The organism is Rhizobium sp. IY2, from assembly GCF_047532935.1.
Classification (GTDB): domain Bacteria; phylum Pseudomonadota; class Alphaproteobacteria; order Rhizobiales; family Rhizobiaceae; genus Rhizobium; species Rhizobium anhuiense.
This window is the reverse complement of sequence record NZ_JBLKNU010000002.1, coordinates 822059-839699: the sequence shown is the minus strand read 5'-3', so window position 1 is coordinate 839699 and position 17641 is coordinate 822059. Positions and strand designations below refer to the sequence as shown.

18 protein-coding genes are annotated in these 17641 nt (G+C 62.2%); 4 read left to right on the top strand and 14 right to left on the bottom strand.

Annotation, left to right across the window (positions count from 1 at the left end; genetic code table 11):
* The first annotated feature begins 110 nt into the window (after positions 1-110).
* From ACMUVN_RS12585 to ACMUVN_RS12570, 4 genes are read left to right on the top strand one after another with little or no spacing between them, the layout of a single operon-like run.
* Entirely contained in the window at positions 111-1256 is a 1146-nt protein-coding gene (locus ACMUVN_RS12585; RefSeq protein WP_097594776.1) for an extracellular solute-binding protein, read from the top strand.
* Positions 1256-2146: an ABC transporter permease gene (locus ACMUVN_RS12580; RefSeq protein ID WP_097594777.1), complete on the top strand. Its 891-nt coding sequence runs from the start codon at positions 1256-1258 to the stop codon at positions 2144-2146. The genes ACMUVN_RS12585 and ACMUVN_RS12580 overlap by 1 nt, the downstream gene beginning before the upstream one ends.
* On the top strand, positions 2143-2970 hold the full coding sequence (locus ACMUVN_RS12575) for an ABC transporter permease (RefSeq protein ID WP_097544000.1): 828 nt from the start codon (positions 2143-2145) through the stop codon (positions 2968-2970). The genes ACMUVN_RS12580 and ACMUVN_RS12575 overlap by 4 nt, the downstream gene beginning before the upstream one ends.
* Before the next feature lie 34 nt (positions 2971-3004).
* Entirely contained in the window at positions 3005-4084 is a 1080-nt protein-coding gene (locus ACMUVN_RS12570; RefSeq protein WP_063476125.1) for an ABC transporter ATP-binding protein, read from the top strand.
* 19 nt (positions 4085-4103) lie between these two features.
* On the opposite strand, the gene ACMUVN_RS12565 is transcribed toward ACMUVN_RS12570, so the two are convergent.
* The 14 genes from ACMUVN_RS12565 to ACMUVN_RS12500 form a co-directional block, all read right to left on the bottom strand.
* Positions 4104-4937 carry an inositol monophosphatase family protein gene (locus tag ACMUVN_RS12565; protein ID WP_063476124.1) on the bottom strand — a complete coding sequence of 278 codons (834 nt, stop codon included), beginning with the start codon at positions 4935-4937 and terminating at the stop codon, positions 4104-4106.
* A gap of 97 nt (positions 4938-5034) precedes the next feature.
* Positions 5035-5928: a ribokinase gene (locus ACMUVN_RS12560; RefSeq protein WP_047613152.1), complete on the bottom strand. Its 894-nt coding sequence runs from the start codon at positions 5926-5928 to the stop codon at positions 5035-5037.
* A gap of 23 nt (positions 5929-5951) precedes the next feature.
* A complete protein-coding gene (locus ACMUVN_RS12555) occupies positions 5952-6599 on the bottom strand; it encodes a TenA family protein (RefSeq protein ID WP_097594778.1) in 648 nt (215 codons plus the stop codon).
* 2 nt (positions 6600-6601) lie between these two features.
* Positions 6602-7444 carry a BtpA/SgcQ family protein gene (locus tag ACMUVN_RS12550; RefSeq protein WP_097594779.1) on the bottom strand — a complete coding sequence of 281 codons (843 nt, stop codon included), beginning with the start codon at positions 7442-7444 and terminating at the stop codon, positions 6602-6604.
* 35 nt (positions 7445-7479) lie between these two features.
* Positions 7480-8253, bottom strand: coding sequence for a glutamine amidotransferase (locus tag ACMUVN_RS12545; RefSeq protein ID WP_097594780.1), 774 nt, complete (start codon positions 8251-8253; stop codon positions 7480-7482).
* A 36-nt stretch (positions 8254-8289) separates the two neighbouring features.
* A complete protein-coding gene (locus tag ACMUVN_RS12540) occupies positions 8290-9369 on the bottom strand; it encodes a phosphotriesterase (protein WP_097594781.1) in 1080 nt (359 codons plus the stop codon).
* 4 nt (positions 9370-9373) lie between these two features.
* Positions 9374-10378, bottom strand: a complete 1005-nt coding sequence (locus tag ACMUVN_RS12535) for an ABC transporter permease (RefSeq protein WP_097594782.1) — start codon at positions 10376-10378, stop codon at positions 9374-9376.
* Positions 10375-11196, bottom strand: coding sequence for an ATP-binding cassette domain-containing protein (locus tag ACMUVN_RS12530; RefSeq protein ID WP_047613142.1), 822 nt, complete (start codon positions 11194-11196; stop codon positions 10375-10377). The genes ACMUVN_RS12535 and ACMUVN_RS12530 overlap by 4 nt, the downstream gene beginning before the upstream one ends.
* Positions 11193-12146 (bottom strand): substrate-binding domain-containing protein, encoded by a 954-nt coding sequence (locus ACMUVN_RS12525; RefSeq protein ID WP_047613141.1) that lies wholly within the window; start codon positions 12144-12146, stop codon positions 11193-11195. Before ACMUVN_RS12525 ends, ACMUVN_RS12530 begins: the two co-directional genes overlap by 4 nt.
* Before the next feature lie 38 nt (positions 12147-12184).
* Positions 12185-13207, bottom strand: coding sequence for a LacI family DNA-binding transcriptional regulator (locus ACMUVN_RS12520; protein ID WP_097594783.1), 1023 nt, complete (start codon positions 13205-13207; stop codon positions 12185-12187).
* Positions 13208-13429: 222 nt separating this feature from the next.
* Positions 13430-14500, bottom strand: a complete 1071-nt coding sequence (locus ACMUVN_RS12515) for an ABC transporter ATP-binding protein (protein WP_097594784.1) — start codon at positions 14498-14500, stop codon at positions 13430-13432.
* Entirely contained in the window at positions 14497-15324 is an 828-nt protein-coding gene (locus ACMUVN_RS12510; RefSeq protein WP_047613138.1) for a carbohydrate ABC transporter permease, read from the bottom strand. The genes ACMUVN_RS12515 and ACMUVN_RS12510 overlap by 4 nt, the downstream gene beginning before the upstream one ends.
* Positions 15321-16223, bottom strand: coding sequence for a carbohydrate ABC transporter permease (locus tag ACMUVN_RS12505; protein ID WP_047613136.1), 903 nt, complete (start codon positions 16221-16223; stop codon positions 15321-15323). The genes ACMUVN_RS12510 and ACMUVN_RS12505 overlap by 4 nt, the downstream gene beginning before the upstream one ends.
* Positions 16224-16398: 175 nt before the next feature.
* Complete coding sequence (locus tag ACMUVN_RS12500; protein WP_047613135.1) at positions 16399-17631, bottom strand: ABC transporter substrate-binding protein; 1233 nt, start codon at positions 17629-17631, stop codon at positions 16399-16401.
* Positions 17632-17641: the final 10 nt, after the last annotated feature.

Sequence of the window (17641 nt, the reverse complement as noted above, 5' to 3'; positions counted from 1 at the left end):
AATTTCCCTCAGATACGCCCGATCTGTCATGTCGATGTTACGCGCCGGCGCTAGCAAGGCCTTGAACATTCCTGCGGAGGCTGAGCCTCGACACCTGATGGAGACGGGTTATGAATAGACGCGAATTTCTGATCACATCATCAGCTGCAGCCGGTCTGCTGGCTCTTCCGCGTTTCGCATCGGCCGCGGCCGGCACGATCGATCTCTACAGCGGTTCGGATGCCAATATCGTCGACCTCTGGAACAACACCATCCGCCCCGCCTTCGAAAAGGCGCATCCAGGCGTTGCCCTGAAGGTGACCGATGCCGGCGACAATAACGGTTTGCGCGCCATCGCCGACCGTGCGCTCGCCGCACTGAAGACGAAGACCGATCCGCAGGCCGACCTGTTCGAGGTGTTCGATCCGCGCCTGCCATCCGGCGGCATCGATGCCGGCCTCTGGGTCAAGTTCTCCGCCGAGAATATCGAAGGCTACGACCATATCAATCCGCTTGCCTTCGATACCCCTTACTCGCTTCCCTACCGCGGTTCGCAGGTGCTTCTCGCCTACGACACCACCAAGCTCGATCCGAAGGATGCACCGAAGAGCTGGGAGCAGCTCACCGCATGGATCAAGGCCAATCCCGGCCAGTTCATCTACAACCGTCCGGACAAGGGCGGCTCGGGCGGCAACTTCGTCCGCCGGGCGATCCATGAGGCCAATGGCCGCGATCCGAAGAAGTTCAAGATCGACAATTTCACCGCCGACTTCGCCACGGAAGCGCTGACGCCGGCCTGGAAGATCCTCAACGACCTCGAGCCCGCGCTCTACGACAAGGGCGCCTATACCGCCGGCAACACCCAGTCGATCCAGCTGCTCGCCCAGGGCGTCGTCACCATGGTGCCGGTCTGGTCCGACCAGGTGCTGCAGGCGATCTCCCAGGGCGTGCTGCCGGAGACGACCGGCCTCGTGCAGCTTTCCGATCTCGCCCTTTGCGGCGGCTTTTCCGGCATCACCGTATTCTCGAATGGCGCCAACAAGGATGCGGCGCTGAAGCTGGCCGCCTTCATGCTGACGAAGGAAATGCAGGAAGCGATCATCACTCAGATCGGCGGCTTCCCCGGCATCTCCTGGGACCATATCTCCGACGATCTCCGCAAGAAATATGCCGACGTCATTCCATCGACCATCCCGACCTTCCCGGGCGGCGACTGGGAAAAGGCAATCGCCGACGGCTGGTACCGCAACGTCGCTCCGGGCATCAGCCGAACCTGATGTCCACCGACACTGCGCCGGCGGTTCCCAGCCGTCACCCGTCCATCACCAGGGGGAGCTCCATCGGGCTCCTCCTCGTCGCCCTACCGGTCTTCCTGCTCGCATGGCTGATCATCTTTCCGATCTTTTCGGCGGTCGTCGGCACGATCTTCGTTCGCGGTCCTGACGGAGCGACAGAAGTCTCGCTTGCCTCCTATCGCTTCTTCTTCACCGACGGCTACAGCCTCGGCAATCTCTGGCTGACGCTTTGGACGACCGCCGTCTGCGGCATCCTGCTTCTGGCGATCGGCCTTCCGATCGCGCTTTACCTTCGCTTCTCGCAAGGGCGTCTTGCCGCCTATGTGCAGGCTCTTGCGATCTTCCCGATGTTCGTGCCGTCGATCATCCTCGCCTATGCGCTGATCCGGACGATCGGGCCGAACGGCACCGTCGACCTGTTGCTGAATTCAGTCGGCCTGCCCAAGCTGCGCACGCCCTATCTGACGCCGTGGGGACCGGTCATCGGCCTCGTCTGGGACAATCTTCCGCTGACGGTGCTGATGCTGACGGCCGGGCTCTCCTCCATCTCGAACAGCGCCGTCGAGGCCGCCCGCGATGTCGGCGCAAGGCCGTTTCGGGTCTTCATCTCGATCATCCTGCCGCGCATGGGCAATTCGCTGCTGGTGACGGCTTCCTTTGCGGTGCTTGGCATCTTTTCCGCCTTCACCCTACCCTATGTGCTCGGCTCGGCATCGCCGGAGATGATGGGGCCGTTCATGCAGCGCACCTTCGCCGATATGAACGACCCGCTTGATGCCATGACCCAGGCCGTCATCACATTCGCCTTCTGCCTGGTTTTCGGCATTTTCTACATCCGGTCGATCGCCCGCAACCGCGAGGCCCAGCTATGACGACCGGCAGATCGAGCATGGATCTTCGCTTCGACTGGATCGGCTTGCTCTTCGCGTGCCTGCTGACACTGTTCATCGCGCTGCCGTTGATCGTGGTCGGCACATGGGCCTTCACCGAAGTCTGGCGTTATCCCTCGGTCATCCCGCAGCAGTTCGGCCTGCGTTTCTGGGGGCAGACGCTGGCGCGGGGGGATGTCTGGGACGCGCTCTTCCTCAGCCTGCGGCTGACGACGACGGTGACCATTCTCTCCGCCGTCATCTGCCTTCCCGCGGCCTACGCCTTCGCGCGCATGCGTTTTCCCGGCAGGAACATTCTGTTTCTGTCGTTCCTCGCATCGCATGCCTTTCCAAAATTCGGCCTGCTCGTCGCTATTGCCGGCATCTTCCTGCAGTTCGGCCTGATCAGCACCTTCTGGGGCGTCGTGCTGATCCAACTCGTCGGCACGCTGATGCTGATGATCTGGATCCCGGTCGCTGCTTTCCAGAATGTCGACCGGCGCATGGAAGAGGCGGCGCGCGATGCCGGCGCCACACCGCTGCGCGTCTTCTGGTCGATCACCCTGCCGCAGGCGGCACCGACGATATCAGCGGCGCTGCTTTTGACCTTCGTCGGCACCTTCTACGAGACCGAAGGCGCCTGGTTGATCGGCGCGCCGGAGATTCGCACCATGCCGGTGCTGATGATCAGCTTCATCAACAACCAGATCGTCGTGCAATACGGCGCCGTGCTCTCGGTCATGCTGTGGGTGCCGTCCTTCATCGCGCTGATGTTTGCACGCCGCGTGATCGGCACCGGCGCCTTTGCGAGAGGTTTCGGCGCATGAAATACCACGCGTCAGTCCAGGGAAGGGTTTGAGAATGGCACATCTGGCGATCGAGGGCGTTTCGAAACTGTTCGGGACCAGTTTTGCCGTTCGCGACTTCTCGCTCGAAGTCGGCGACGGCGAACTCGTCTGCCTGCTCGGCCCATCCGGCTCCGGCAAGTCGACGCTGCTCAGAATGATCGGCGGCTTCGAGCGCCCAAGCGGCGGGACGATCCGCATCGACGCGAAGGATGTGACGACGCTGCCGCCCGAGCGGCGCCCGACCGGCATGGTGTTCCAGAGCCATGCGCTCTGGACGCATATGGATGTCTTCAACAATATCGCCTTCGGCCTGAAGCTGCGCCGGCTGCCGAAGGCGGAAATCCGCGAGCGTGTCGAGAGCGCATTGGCGCTGGTCGGCCTTGCCGATTACAGCAGGCGGATGACGACGCAATTGTCCGGCGGCCAGCAGCAGCGTGTCGCCCTTGCCCGCTCGCTGGTGCTCGAGCCGAAGATCCTTTTGCTCGACGAGCCCTTCGCCAGCCTTGACCAGCACTTACGCGAAAGGCTGCGGGAGGAGGTGCGAGATATCCAGCAGCGCCTCGGCATCACCACGCTCTTCGTCACCCACGGCCAAGATGAAGCCTTGGCGCTCGCCGACCGCATCGTCGTCATGCGCGATGGGCGCACCGAACAGATTGCGCCGCCGAGCACCATCTACCGGCAGCCCCAGACCGCTTTCGTCGCCGGCTTCATCGGCTCGATGAATTTCGTCCAGGGGCGCACCAGAAATGGGGTCTGCGAACATCCGCTCTTCCCGCTTGCAATCCCCATCGAGGATGGGCCGGTGACGCTGGCAGCCCGCCCGGAAGCGTTGACGATCCGTCCCTCGGATCGGGCGGAGGCCGCGACTGTCCATCGCATCGTCGATTTCGGCACCCACAAGATGGTCGATGTCGATCTTGCCGACGGCACCCGCCTGAAGGCGATGGTGGCGCCGGACGATCGGATCCGGGCCGGGATGAGGGTCGAACCGCGCCTCGCCAGCTTTTTTGTCTTCCGCGACAATGAACTTGCCCATCAGTCGATGCCGGCCGCCGCCAAAGCCGAGATCGAGGCGCTCCAGCGGGTTTGAACCGCTGGAATACGCAGGTTCACGCCTTGCTCTGGAAACCTTCCAGTAGCCAGGGGTGCAGCGCCTTGCTGGCAGCCAGTATATCGCCTCGCCCGTCGATTTCGGTCCCGGAAAACCGGGTGACGATGCCGCCCGCCTCTTCGACCAGCAGCGCTGACGCGCCGAAATCATGGATCGCGAGCCCGTCTTCGAAGAACCCGTCCAGACGGCCGCAGGCGACATAGGCGATCGACAGCGCCGCCGAGCCGAGGCGGCGCACGCCTGCCGTGTTGGCCATCAGGCGTTTGATGGCGTCGAAATAGGTGTCTTCGGCAACCGCCTTGACCTGGCCGGGGATCGGCAGGCCGGCGCCGACAAGCACGTTCTCGATGTCGCCGACATTGGCGCAGCGGATGCGTTCGCCGTTGAGATAGGCGCCGCCGCCGATTTCGGCGCTGAAGAGTTCGTCCTGCATGGCGTCATAGACGACGCCCATGACCAGCCTGCCGTTTTCGACGATCGAGATCGTCATGCCGAAATGCGGAATGCCCCAGGCGTAATTGGTGGTGCCGTCGATCGGGTCGATATAGATGATCGGCGTCTCCGGAGCGGCCGTGCGGTTGCCGACGGCTTCCTCGCCCTGGATGGCATAGTCCGGGAAGGCTATCGTCATCTCGTCGACGATGATCCGCTCGACGGCCACATCGATTTCAGTCTGATAGTCGCGCGGCGCCTTGGCGAGCATTTCCTGGGATGTCCGCCGCCGCAACGAGCCGCGGGCGGTTTCGCCCGCCTTCAATGCCGTTTCGGCAAGCACGACGAGGCGGGACGAGGCAGTCGGGGAAAGACGCGCGGAAATTGAGAGTGATGTCATGGGGAATGTCCGGATGTAACGGAGGGAATCGCGAGAAGCCCATCCCTTCGCAGAGGCTGATGATGGTTTTATGAAGCTGCCCGCCATAGCGGGGCGGTTATCTCAGGATCGCTTCAAGCTCGGAAATGGTCGGAAACGCCTTTCTCGTTCCATGCCTTGAGACGGTGATGGCTGCGGCTGCGGCCGCGTGCTCGATGGCCAGCCTGTCCAGCCGCTGATCGCGCAACGCGCAGGATGCCAGGGCTGCGGCCATGAAGGTATCGCCCGCACCCGTCGTATCCACAACATCGCAGGCGCGGGCCGGCACGTCGATGCTGCCGTTCCGGTTCACGAGCGTCGCGCCGTCTCCGCCCAGCGTCAGGACGATTTCACGCAGACCCCGGCCGAGCAGATATTGGGCAGCATCCCCACCTGTCGTTCCCGTCAAAGCCTGTGCCTCACCCTTGTTGAGGAAGGCGATGTCGATGAGGTGCCAGAGATCGGAGAAATAGGAACGCACCGGCGAGGGATTGAAGGCGGTGACCATGCCGATCGCTCTTGCATGTTCGAGGATGTCGCGGGTCGTCTGGTCGGACAGATTGCCCTGCAGCATCATCAGATCGCCGGGACGGGCCGTCGACAGGATCCGCCTGACATGGGAGAGGGACAGGCTCTGCGCCGATTCCGTCGTCGTGACGATGGCATTTTCGCCGCCGGGCAGCCGGAAGATGATCGAGACATCACTCGATACACCGTCCATTTCGATCAGTTCACTCCGAAGCGGCTCGTCGGCGAGGTAATGGCGGATCGTATCGGCCCGCGCATCCCTGCCAATAGGCGCCACCAGCGTTGTCGGAACGCCGCAGCGGGCCATGACAACAGCCTGGTTCGTGCCTTTGCCGCCAAGATCGCTGCCACCGGCATTACCAAGGATGGAGGCACCGATGACGGGAAGTTCGGAAACGGCGATGGTTTCGTCGATGGCGACGTTACCGACTATGTAGGCGCGCATGCATCTGCTTTCGCAAGGTGAAGCTAAAGGTAAGGCGCATCGTGAAAATCGATCTCGAGCTGCATCGCCCGGCCGAAGATCGCGCTGAGCCGCGCTTTTTCATCCTCTTCCAGCGTTTCTCCTGCCATGTCGAGTTCATTCTTCAGCCATTGCGCCTGGGCGGCGAAATTCGGATCGACATGCAGGTCGACCCATTCCTTCAGCAGCAGATCGCCGATCGGGCAATTGGCGGCTTCCTTCGACCAGGTCCAGTACATCCACTCGGCTGCAAACATCGCCGCGACGGTGTCGAGGAAGCCGCCTCGGCGGGCGATCTCCAACATTCCGGCGCGAAAGGCCTCGACCTCGGCGATGCCGGTGTCGAAGGACGAGGGATCGATGCCGCGACTGACGAAGGTGCGTTCGAAATAGCTGATCTGCTCGTTGGCAAGCGCGTCGAGAACCGCGATCAGCCAGCGCTTCTGCGCCATCGTCTTGGCGGTCGCCGCCGCATAGGCAAAGATCGAGATGGCGCTGTCGACGAAGGCGCCTTCATATACGAGGTACCGTTCGAAAGCCTCCCTGCTCAACGTGCCGTTCTTGACGTCTTCGACGAAGCGGTGGTTCAGCATCGCGCGGAAGACGGCATCGTTCTCGCGCAGGATGCGGGCCGAAAGGCTCTCTGCCGCCATGCTCAGCCCTCCAGTCCTGGCTCGGCTGCTGCCCGAAAGGCCCGCACGCGTTCGACGTCGACAGGGTTCCACCAGACGCCGCCGTGCTTCAGCGAAGAGGCGACGATGACGCCATTGGTGCGGCTCAGAATATCGACGATATTGTCCTTGTTGACGCCGGAGCCGACGAGCAGCGGCAGGTGCGTGGCGGCGCCGATCTCCTCGATCTCCTCCATCGTCGCCGAATGGCCGGTTCGCTGGCCGGTGGCGATGACGCCATCGGCATCGAAGAAGGCGAGGTCGCGCGTCAGTTCTTGGATCGAGCGGTCGGCGACGATGGCGTGGCTGCCGTGTTTGACGTGGCTGTCGGCGAAGACCTTGATATGCTCGGCCCTGAGCAGCGAGCGGTAGCGCATGGCTTCGGCCGCCCTTCCCTCCATGAAACCTTCATTGGCGACATAGGCATTGGCCCATTGATTGACGCGGATGAATTTGGCCCCGCCGGCCATCGCGATGGCGAAAGCCGGGATCGGCGCGTTGGCCAGCACGTTGATACCAAGCGGGATGCCGGCCGCGCGCGCGATCCGGTCGGTGACGACGGACATGAAACCCGTCGTCTCAGGGCCTATATCTTCGGGCTTCGAGAACGGCACGTCGCCATGATTTTCGATGATCAGCCCATGCAGGCCGCCTTCCATGCAGGCTTCGGCGTCGCGCATGCACGCGTCGTAGATCGCGTCCATTGCCGCACCCCTGTAGCGGGGGGCGCCCGGAAAGGCCGGGCAATGGATCATGCCGATCAGAACCTTGTCCCTGCCGAAGATGTCCCGGATGGCGTTGGACGGCCTATCTGAAATTTCCTGCATGTCATTCCCTTTCCAATTCGTCCCGCGTGCAGGCATCACGCCTGCCTTTCGGTGAGCCAGCCGAGGATGTTTTTCCAGAGCCGGCCATAACCTTCCCATTCGCAGAAAGCAGGCGACAGCCAGTGCGGGCCGATATCCGAGGTCCAGGCGGCCGTCCGCCCAGCACCATGCGTGCCGAGGACGAGCAGCGGATGGCCGCCCTGATCGTCAGGCAGGCGTGCAACGATCTCGACATCGGCCCGGTCGCGCACTTCGACCTCGTTGACGCCGAGAAGCACCGGCCAGGCGCCTTCGAGACCCCGCATCGTCGGATGCTCAGGCTTCACCACTTCGGCGACGGTTCCCTCGGGGATTTCGACGCGGTCGTCGTAAGGCAGGCACGTGACGGGCAGCGTGTCTTCGACCGGGGTACGCCGCCAGCGTGCCTTGCCGTCGATGCCCTGGAAGGAGAAATAGCCGCCGACCATCAGCAGGCCGCCGCCCTTCTCCACCCAGGCCTTCAGAAGTTTCAGCCGGTTCGGCACGGTGCGTGAGTGCAGCCACACGTCCGGCGGCAGCAGCAGCGAATTGGCGCCGATATCGGAGAGGATGATGGCGTCATAGGCGTCGAGCCCGGTCATCTCGAAAGGGAATTTCTCCACCGCCTCGTGCGCCGGCATATAGGTGAGCTCGAAGGCGCTGCCGGCGAGTGCCTTGACCAGCGGTTCGGCGCCGAGATGGAAGGTGACGCTGCCGAACTGATCGAAGCCTTTGTAGTGCGTGGCGGAGCTGACCCAGCTCTCGCCGACAAGGAGGATTTTTTTTGTCATGGTCTGCCGTACCTGTGATCGATTGAATTGGTGGAGCTAGGCTCCGGCACAAAAGACGCGGCGCGGATTGCTGCGCATCATCTCGTCGAGAACCGTCCTGTCGATGCCGTGGCGCTGAAGACGGGGAAGGAAGTGGCGAAGGATGTAGGCGTAGCCGTTGCCGCCGTAATGCGTCAGCATCATCTTCAGAAAGACGTCGTGCGACAGCAAAATCCGGTCGAGATAACCAGCCTCGATGAGACGCACGATCGCGCGCGCCGCCTGCTCGTCGCTCGGGCATTGCACCTGCTGGTCGGCATAGAAGAAATCCATGCCGATCATGTCGTATTCGATGAAGGAGCCGCGCTCCGCCAGCTCGCTCTGATAGGCGATGTCGTCATGCGACGGGTTCATGTGGCAAAGCACGGTGTGGCGGAGATTTGCCCCTTCTTCGGCGACCACGTCGAGAACGCGATGGCCGAGACGGAACCAGCCCGGCAGATGCACCATCAGGGGAAGTCCGGTCAGCACCTGCGCCCGCGCCGCGCCGCGCAGCGATTTCTCTTCCTCGGCGGTGAAATCCGAGGAGACGCCGATCTCGCCGATCAGGCCGATCCTGACGTCGGTGCCGTCGACGCCTTCCCTCGCCTCGCGAACAATTTCCCGCGCGATGTCATCGACCCCCATTGCCGCGACGCCTTCCGGATGCGAGGAACCGAGGTAATAACCCGCCCCCATCACGATGTTCAGACCGGATGCTTTCGAGATGCGCCGCAGCGCCAGCGGATTGCGGCCGATGCCCTTGCAGGTCGGCTCCACCACCGTGCGGCCGCCGGCTGTTGCGAAATCCTGGAGTTCGGAGATCGCCAGATGTTCGTCGTCGAGCGTGATATTGTGCTTGTTGACGAAGGGATCTTGCCGGAGTTCGCCTAGGATCTCCATGCAGACGAAGCTTTCGGCGAGATATTGACGCTCCGGGGTCTTCGGCGCATGCCACCAGCAGCGGCAGTCGTTGAGGATATGCTCGTGCATCAGTGTCACGCCGAGCGCATCGGCCGAAACGGGGCCGGTGACGGTCATCACCTTGCCGGATCGGATATGCGCTTCGGAGAGGCTCTCAGCTGTCTGCTCGCTCATCGCCTCATCCTTTCCTGCGCATTCCGAAATGGAAATTGGCCGTGAAGATGCGCGTGTTCAGCCAGATGGCGACGAGGATGATGGCACCGGTAACGATCTGGGTGAAGAACGGCGATATGTGCATCAGGATCAGGCCGTTGCCGATGACGGCGATGGTCAGCGTGCCGAGTACGGTGCCGAGGATGGTGCCGCGTCCGCCCATCAGTGACGTTCCGCCGAGCACCACGGCAGCGATCACCTGCAGCTCGAAGCCGACAGCGGCATTGGACGAGCCGGAACCGAGCCGGGCGGCGATCAGCAGGCCGGCGACCGCGCAGGCGACGCCGGAGATGATATAGACCGAGGCGATGATCCATTTGGCGGGCATGCCGACACGCCGCGCCGCTTCCATGTTGGAGCCGACCGCCACGACCTGCCGGCCATATTTGGTCGCGGTGATGACGACATAGCCGAGAATGGCGATGATGACGGCGATGATCGCCGGAATCGGGAAGCTGAGGATCTCGCCCCGGCCGAGCGCGAAGAAGCCCGGCGCATCCTTGATCGGGATGGAATAGCCCTGGGTCAGATAGAGCGCCAGGCCGCGCAGGATCGAGAGGCCCGCGAGTGTCACGATGAAGGCGGGAATGCCCTGATAGGCGGTGAACCAGCCCTGGACCAGCCCCATGAAGGCGCCGAGCACGAGCATGCCGATGACGACGGATGGCCAGGGTACCCCCATCGCCATGATGATCGCCGCGACCGCATTGACGAGGGCGACCTGCGAGCCGACCGAGAGATCGATGCCGCCGGTGATGATGACGAAGGTCATGGCGATGGCGACGATCAGGATGGGTGCCGCCTGCCGCACGATGTTCAGGATGTTGCCGAGCGTGAAGAAGGTTTCACTGCCGATCGAGAAGAAGATCATGCAGGCCAGGAAGAAGATGGCGATCGACAGGACCTGCGCATGTTCGCCGAAGAAATCGGCGACGCGCGAACCATGGCCGCGTTCCGTATAAGCCGTCATTGCCTGGCTCCTTCACCGACGATCAAATGAACGAGATCCTCAAGGTTGGTGCTGCCGATCTGCCGTTCAGCCACCTTCGTGCCCTCGTACATCACCGCAATGCGGTCGCAGACCCGGAAGAGGTCCTGCAGCCGGTGGGTGATGAGGATCACCGAGACCCCATTCGCCTTGACGCGGTTGATCAGGGCCAGAACCGCCTCGACCTCGGCGACGGCAAGCGCTGACGTCGGCTCGTCCATGATCAGCACCTTCGGCTTGAAGGAGGCGGCGCGTGCGATGGCGATCGCCTGACGCTGTCCGCCGGAGAGCTGGGCGACCTTGCCGGTCAGTCTCGGGATACGGATCTCAAGCGAATCCAGCATCTTGCGGGCTTCCGACAGCATCGTCCTGGTGTCGAGAAACGGACCGCGGCTGAGCTCGCGGCCGAGGAAGAGATTGCCGACGACATCGATATGATCGCAGAGGCTGAGATCCTGGAACACCATTTCGATGTTTCTGCCGCGCGCATCCGCGGGACCGGAGAAGCGAACCTCCTCGCCTTCCATGGTGATGGTGCCGGCATCGGGAATGTAGGTTCCCGAGATGATTTTCGTCAGCGTCGACTTGCCGGCGGCGTTATCGCCGACAAGCCCCAGGCATTCGCCGGGGAAGATGTCGAGATCGACGCCGCGCAGGGCCTGGTGCGAACCGAAGGACTTGCGGATGCCGCGCAGCGAAATGCGCGGGTCGGATCGGGGGCCGCCGGATGTTCCGGTTCCGGAGGATGCGACCCCTCCGGAACCGGCGGCAGCGATGTCACGCTGTCCGCTTTCGATCATTTGAAGACGGCCCGATACGGCTCGACATTCTCCTTGGTCACGATGGTGATCGGCACCGAGATCGTCTTGGTGACGGCTTCGCCGGCCGAAGCCTTGACGAGCGCGTCGACGGCGGCACCGCCCATTGCCGCCGGATCCTGCTGGACGACCGCGACAACGAAGCCGGCATCGATGCCGGCAATGGCTTCGGCAGTCAGATCCCAGCCGAATACCTTGATCTTGTCCTGCTTGCCCTGGCTCTGGACGGCGGCGATCGCTCCCATCAGGGCCGGTTCGCCAGTGGCGTAGATCGCGGTCAGGTCAGGATTGGCAGTGATCAGGTTTTCGGCCGCCGCAAGAGCGTTGTCCTGGATATTCTGGCCGTCGACGACGCCGGCCATTTCGATGCCGTCGACGCCTTTCAGGGTCTTCTCGAAGCCCTCCTGGCGGATGTTCTGGATGAAGGAGTTCAGCGCGCCGACGACGCCGAGCTTGGCCTTGCCGCCCATGTTCGCCTTGACGTAGTCGAGGAAGTATTTGCCCATGTCGGCGCCGGCTGCGGCATTGTCCACACCGATCTGCGCCTTCTGCGGACCATCAGGCAGGATGGCGTCGATGGCGACGACCGGAATGCCGGCATCGGCGGCCTGCTTGACCGCCGGCATGATGCCGTTGACGTCGATCGCCACGACGGCAAGGCCGGAGACCTTTTCCTGGACGTAGGTTTCGATGGCGCTGTTCTGCGCTGTTGTCTCGTTGTTGGCGTTGAAGATCACCAGTTTGACGCCGGCGGCGTCGGCCGCCTTCTGGGCGCCCTCATTCATCTGATTGAAGAAAAGCGCCTGCTGGTTGATCTGCACCAATGCGATGGTCTTCTTTTCCTGTGCCGCGGCGCTGGACAGGCCGATAAAGGTCAATGCCGTGAAGCTGGCGGCTGCGATCATCGTTCGTCTTGTCAAATTCAATGTCATGTTCTCATCCTCTTTTGGTTTTTTGACGTTGCTGATTGTTATTTCGCAGGCGGCGCAACGGAGTTCCGCACCACGATTTCGACAGGCACCAGTTCCTCGGAAGCGGATGGTTTCCACTCGTGCCAATTGGTTTCCAGAAGCAGCTCCAGCGACCGCCGGCCGATCTGGCGCACCGGCTGGCGGATGGCCGTCAGCGGTGGCGCAAAGAGATGAAGCGGGCCGACATCGTCGAAGCCGATGACCGAGATGTCATCAGGGATCGAGACGCCCTGGCTTCTGAAGACCTCGACCAGCCCGATGGCGATCTCGTCGGAGCTGGCGAAGATCGCCGTCGCTTTTCGGTCTCCCGAGAGATAGTCGAGCGCCGCCGCCCGGCCGTATTCGATCGTATATTCGCCGGCATAGCGGTCGGCTCTGGCCTCGCCGCCATGCCGCTCCTTGAGCGCCTTCAGCAGGCCGCCATAACGCCTGCGGGCGCTGATCATGCGCTCGTCGCCGCCAATGAAGAGGACATGGCGATGACCCTGCTCGGCCAGATGCAGGCCGGCGAGATAACCGCCCTGCTCGTTGTCGCAGAACAGCTTCGGCGCCTTCGAATCGGGAATGTCCTCGTCGACGATGATGACCTTGCCGGTGCCGTTGATGAGGGCGGCCAGCGCACCGTCATCCGGATGGTTGGTGATGAAGATCAAGCCGTCGACGTGATTTCTCTCGATCAGCTGCAGATATTCGATCTCGCGTCCCGGCCGATTGAGGGTGGCATGCAGCGAGACGGCGAGTTTCCTTTCATCGGCCGCCTGCTCGACGGCGGCGACAAGGGTCGAGAAGAAGGGATTGGCGATATCGGGCACGACAAGGCCGATCGTGTCGGAGCGGCCCCTGCTTAAGCGGCGCGCATGCGGGTTCGGTCGGTAGTTCAGCGTCTGGATCGCATCCTCGATGCGCTTCTTCGTCTGAAAGGGAAGATCGAGGCTTCCGTTGACGAAACGGGACACCGTGGTGACCGACACGCCGGCGGCGGCCGCAACATCCTTCAAGCTTGGAGTCGTTCCCTTGGCCATTGACTGGACCTATTGTAAAGCGGTTTAGTAAAACGCTTTACAAGACAATATCGAATGTTCGCTGTTGTCAACAGCAATGACTGTGCGGGATCTGTTTTCTTATAAACCGATGGAAGCTCGACCGGCGATCCTCGTTGGCAATCGTCGGGTCGAGCTTGTCGCGCAACCGGGCGCCGGTGGTGCCCGGTTCGATTTTATGACAATTCCAGCCGGCTGTTGCCCTTATATGGCACGGTCCGTCGAGGCGTCGAAGAGATGGATCTGATCCGGATCGACCGACACGCCGATCGTGTCTCCCGCCTTGACCCTGTCGCGCCGCGTTTCGACGATCGTCAGCTCCGGCTGGGTCTCCGCGACGATGAAGGTCGAGGAGCCGGTCGATTCGACGAAGGCGATCGGTATATCGAAACTGCCCTGCCCGGGCGCGACGACGCCGATATGCTCCGGGCGGATGCCGGCGATGAGCTTGCGGCCGGGTTCGATGGCGCGGGATATCGCAAGCTTTTGCTTCACCGCGCCGAAATCCAGGATCAGGTTCCTGCCGTCTTCTGCAGCGATCGCGGGAATGAAATTCATCGCCGGCGAACCGATGAAACCGGCGACGAAGCGGTTCGCCGGCCGGTCGTAGAGATCAAGCGGCGCGCCCTGCTGTTCGATGATGCCGTCGCGCATCACCACCACATGGTCGGCCATCGTCATCGCTTCGACCTGGTCGTGCGTGACGTAGACGAAGGTTGCGTTCAGCCGGTCGTGCAGCGACCGGATTTCCTTGCGCATGTGGACGCGCAGCGCAGCATCGAGGTTGGACAGGGGCTCGTCGAACAGGAAGGCCTTGGGATGGCGGATGATGGCCCGGCTCATGGCGACACGCTGGCGCTGACCGCCGGAAAGCTCGCGCGGATAGCGCTTCAGCAGATGTGAAAGACCTGTCGTCGCCGCCACGTCCTCGGCGGCCTTCTTGGCCTCTGTCTTGGCAATGCCGCGGATGCGCAGGCTGTAGGTCAGGTTCTCCTCGACCGTCATATGCGGATAGAGCGCATAGGACTGGAAGACCATGGCGACATCGCGCTTGCGCGGCGGCACGCCGTTCATCAACTCGCCGGCGATCCTCAGATCGCCCGTCGAAATGCTTTCGAGGCCGGCAAGCGAGCGCAGCAGCGTGGACTTGCCGCAGCCCGACGGGCCGACGAGCGCAACGAAGGTGCCCTTGGCGATCGAAAGGTCGATATTCTTCAGGGCATGGAAGGCGCCGTAATATTTGTTGACGCCTCTGAGCTCGATCTGCGTGGTCATTTGAGGGCTCCAGAGGTGAGGCCGGATACGATGCGGCGCTGCAAGAGAACGAAAATGGCGAGGATCGGCGTCACATACATCGTGGCATAGGCCATGATGTTGTTCCACTCGTTGGTGTTCGGCCCCATGAAGGAATTGAGGCCGACGCTTGCCGGCTGAAGCTCGACCGCCTGGATCATCGACTTCGAATAGACGAATTCGCCGAAGGCCTGCATGAAGATCAGGATGGCGCTGACCAGGATGCCGTTGCGGGCAAGCGGCAGGACGATGTTGAAGAAAGCGCCGACACGTGAATTGCCGTCGACGAGGGCCGCCTCCTCGAGCTCCTGGGGAACGCTCATGAAGGTGGCGCGCACCAGGATGACGAAGAAGGGCATGCTCTTTGCCGCGACCGCGATGATGACGGCAAGCCTTGGATAGTCCAGCATGCCGATCTGCGAAAAGCCGACGAAGATCGGCGTGATCATCAGCGAGGCCGGCAAGACCTGCAGCATCAGGATCAGGAACAGGCCGATATCCACCCAGACATTGCGGTATCTGGCGAGCACATAGGCGCAGCCGACCCCGAGCAGGGTGATGAGCGCCATGGAGCCGAGTGCGATCACCAGAGAATTCCAGAGATAGCGGCCCATGTCGCGGCTTTCCCAGACATAGGCATAGGTGGCCCATTGCGGCGCGGCTGGCCAGAAGCTCGGCGGTGTCGCGAACATCTCCGAGCCGCTTTTCAGCGCGGTGATGTACATCCAGTAGAGCGGGAAGAGATAGATCGCCGCCATGACGACCGATATGGCGAGCATCAGGCGGTCGCGGTTGGTCGTATTCATCCGCGTACCTCGTGGCGTGTGGACCGGACATAGACGACGGAGGCGAACATGACGAAGACAATCATGATGACGGAGATCGTCGCACCCTTGGCGAAGTCGTATTGTCGGAAGGAGAGATCCCAGGCCCAGTATTGGGTGACGTTCGACGAGTTGTTCGGCCCGCCCGAGGTGATCGCGGCGAAGAGATCGAACTGCTGCAGGGTGAAGATCAGGCCGAGCGCGATGATCGCGCCGATGGTCGAGCGCATCATCGGCAGCGTGATCGTCCAGAAGCGCTGCCAGATATTGGCGCCGTCGAGTTCGGCCGCTTCGTAGAGATCGGCGGGAATGCCGGCGAGACCGACGGACAACAGGATCATGTTGAAGGAAGTGCCGAGCCAGATATTGGCGATGATGACGGCATAGAGCGAATAATGCGGGTCCGAGCGCCAGAAGATGTTGCCGGAGATGATGCCGCTTTCCCTGAGGATGAAGTTCAACACGCCGAAATCGCCCGAGAGAATCCAGTTCCAGATGGCGCCGACGACGAGGCCGGGCATCACCCAGGAGACGAGGAACAGGCCGCGCATCCAGGAGGCGCCGGGAAAATTGACCCAGAAGAACAGCGCCAGGCCGAAGCCGATCAGGAACTGGCCGGCGATGGAGCCGGTGACGAAGATGACGGTGTTGTAGAGGATCGGCAGCGTTTCCGGCTGCGCGAAGAGGTCAGTATAATTCTTGAAGCCGACGAAGGGACGCGAGAAGGTCCCGAGGCTGAACATGTCGACCTCCTGGAAGCTCATCACGACATTGTAGATCAGCGGCAGCCCCGCCATCAGGAACAGAAAGCCGAGCGGGAAAGCGACCAGCACGATATCGAAACCGCGACCGTCCCTGACGCTCATCAGGATCCTTTTCATGGGTCCTCCGATACTCCGAACGGGGCCGCCTGGCGCATGATGCGGAAGACGGCCCCTGCCGGGAGGAAATGAAGAGATGAACCGAGGCTCATCCGGTTAAAAGACGCGTTGCTTCCGGTCCCTCTTCTCCCCGCGGGGGAGAAGAGGGAGCAAGCGGCTCGCTCGCAGCCAATGATCAGCCTAGTACTGCCTTGATCTTGTCGGCGGCCTGGTCGAGCGCGTCCTTCGGGCTCATCTGGCCGGTCAATGCCGCCTGTATGGCGTCCTGGATCGCCTTGGAGATCTTCGGCCATTGCGGATGCGGACCGCGCGGCTTGGCGTATTTCAGCTGTTCGAGGAAGACCTTGAGGGCGGCATCCTTCAGCGGTTGGCCACTTTCGGGGATCGAGATGTCGGAACGGGCCGGAAGCTGGCCGAAGTTCTTGAACATCTTGTCGTCCTGCGAGGCGAAATATTCGAGCGCCTTGAAGGCTTCGGCCGGATGTTTGCTGGTGGCAAAGATCGCCCAGTTGAAATCGCCCATGGCCGAAGAGCGTTCGGCCCCTTCCTTCGGAACTGGGAGCAGGGTGACGCCCCAATCGAATTTCGCTTCCTGCGTCATGCGGTCGAGCTCCCACGGACCGGAGATCGCCATGGCCGCATTGCCCGAGTTGAAGGTTCCGGTCGAATCCCACTGACCGCGCGTCAGCGTATCGGGAGAAGCGAGCTTCTCGTCCATGATCGTCTTCCAGATCTCCAGCGCCTTCACCGCGCCGTCGGCATTGATGTGCTCATAGCTGCCGCCGCCCATCTGGGCCCAGGGAAGGAACTGGAAGGTGCCCTCCTCGTTGGCCTTGGCCGAGAAGGCGAGACCGTAGACGTTCTTGGCGGGGTCGGTCAGTTTGCGCGCATCCTCGACCAGCTCGTCCCACGTCTGTGGCGGTTTCGCCGGATCGAGGCCCTTCGCCTTGAACATGTCCTTGTTGTAATAGAGCGCGATCGTGTTGGTCGCCTTCGGCACGCCAAAATACTTGCCGTCCCACTCGACCGATTTCAACGGTCCGGGGAAATAATTCTCCGGCTTGATGACGGTCGACTTGGCGATCATGTCGGTAAGATCGAGGAAGGCGCCGCGCGACGAGAACAGCGCGTGCTCGGGATTGTCGACGGCGATGATATCGGGCGCCTGGCCGGTGGCATAGGCGCGCATCGCCTCGGTGACGACGTCGTCGAACTGGATCAGCCGGTATTCGATCTTGATGCCGTTGTTCTGAGCGTTGAACTCCTTGACGAGGTTCGGCGCCGGCTGGGTGTCCTTGTCAAGCGACCAGAGCGTCAGCGTGACGTCCTCGGCCTTGGCCGAAAGACCGAACAGCGAGACGCCTGCAAGGGCAAGCGCTCCCAGAATTGCATATTTGCGGATAGCCATGGTTCTCCTC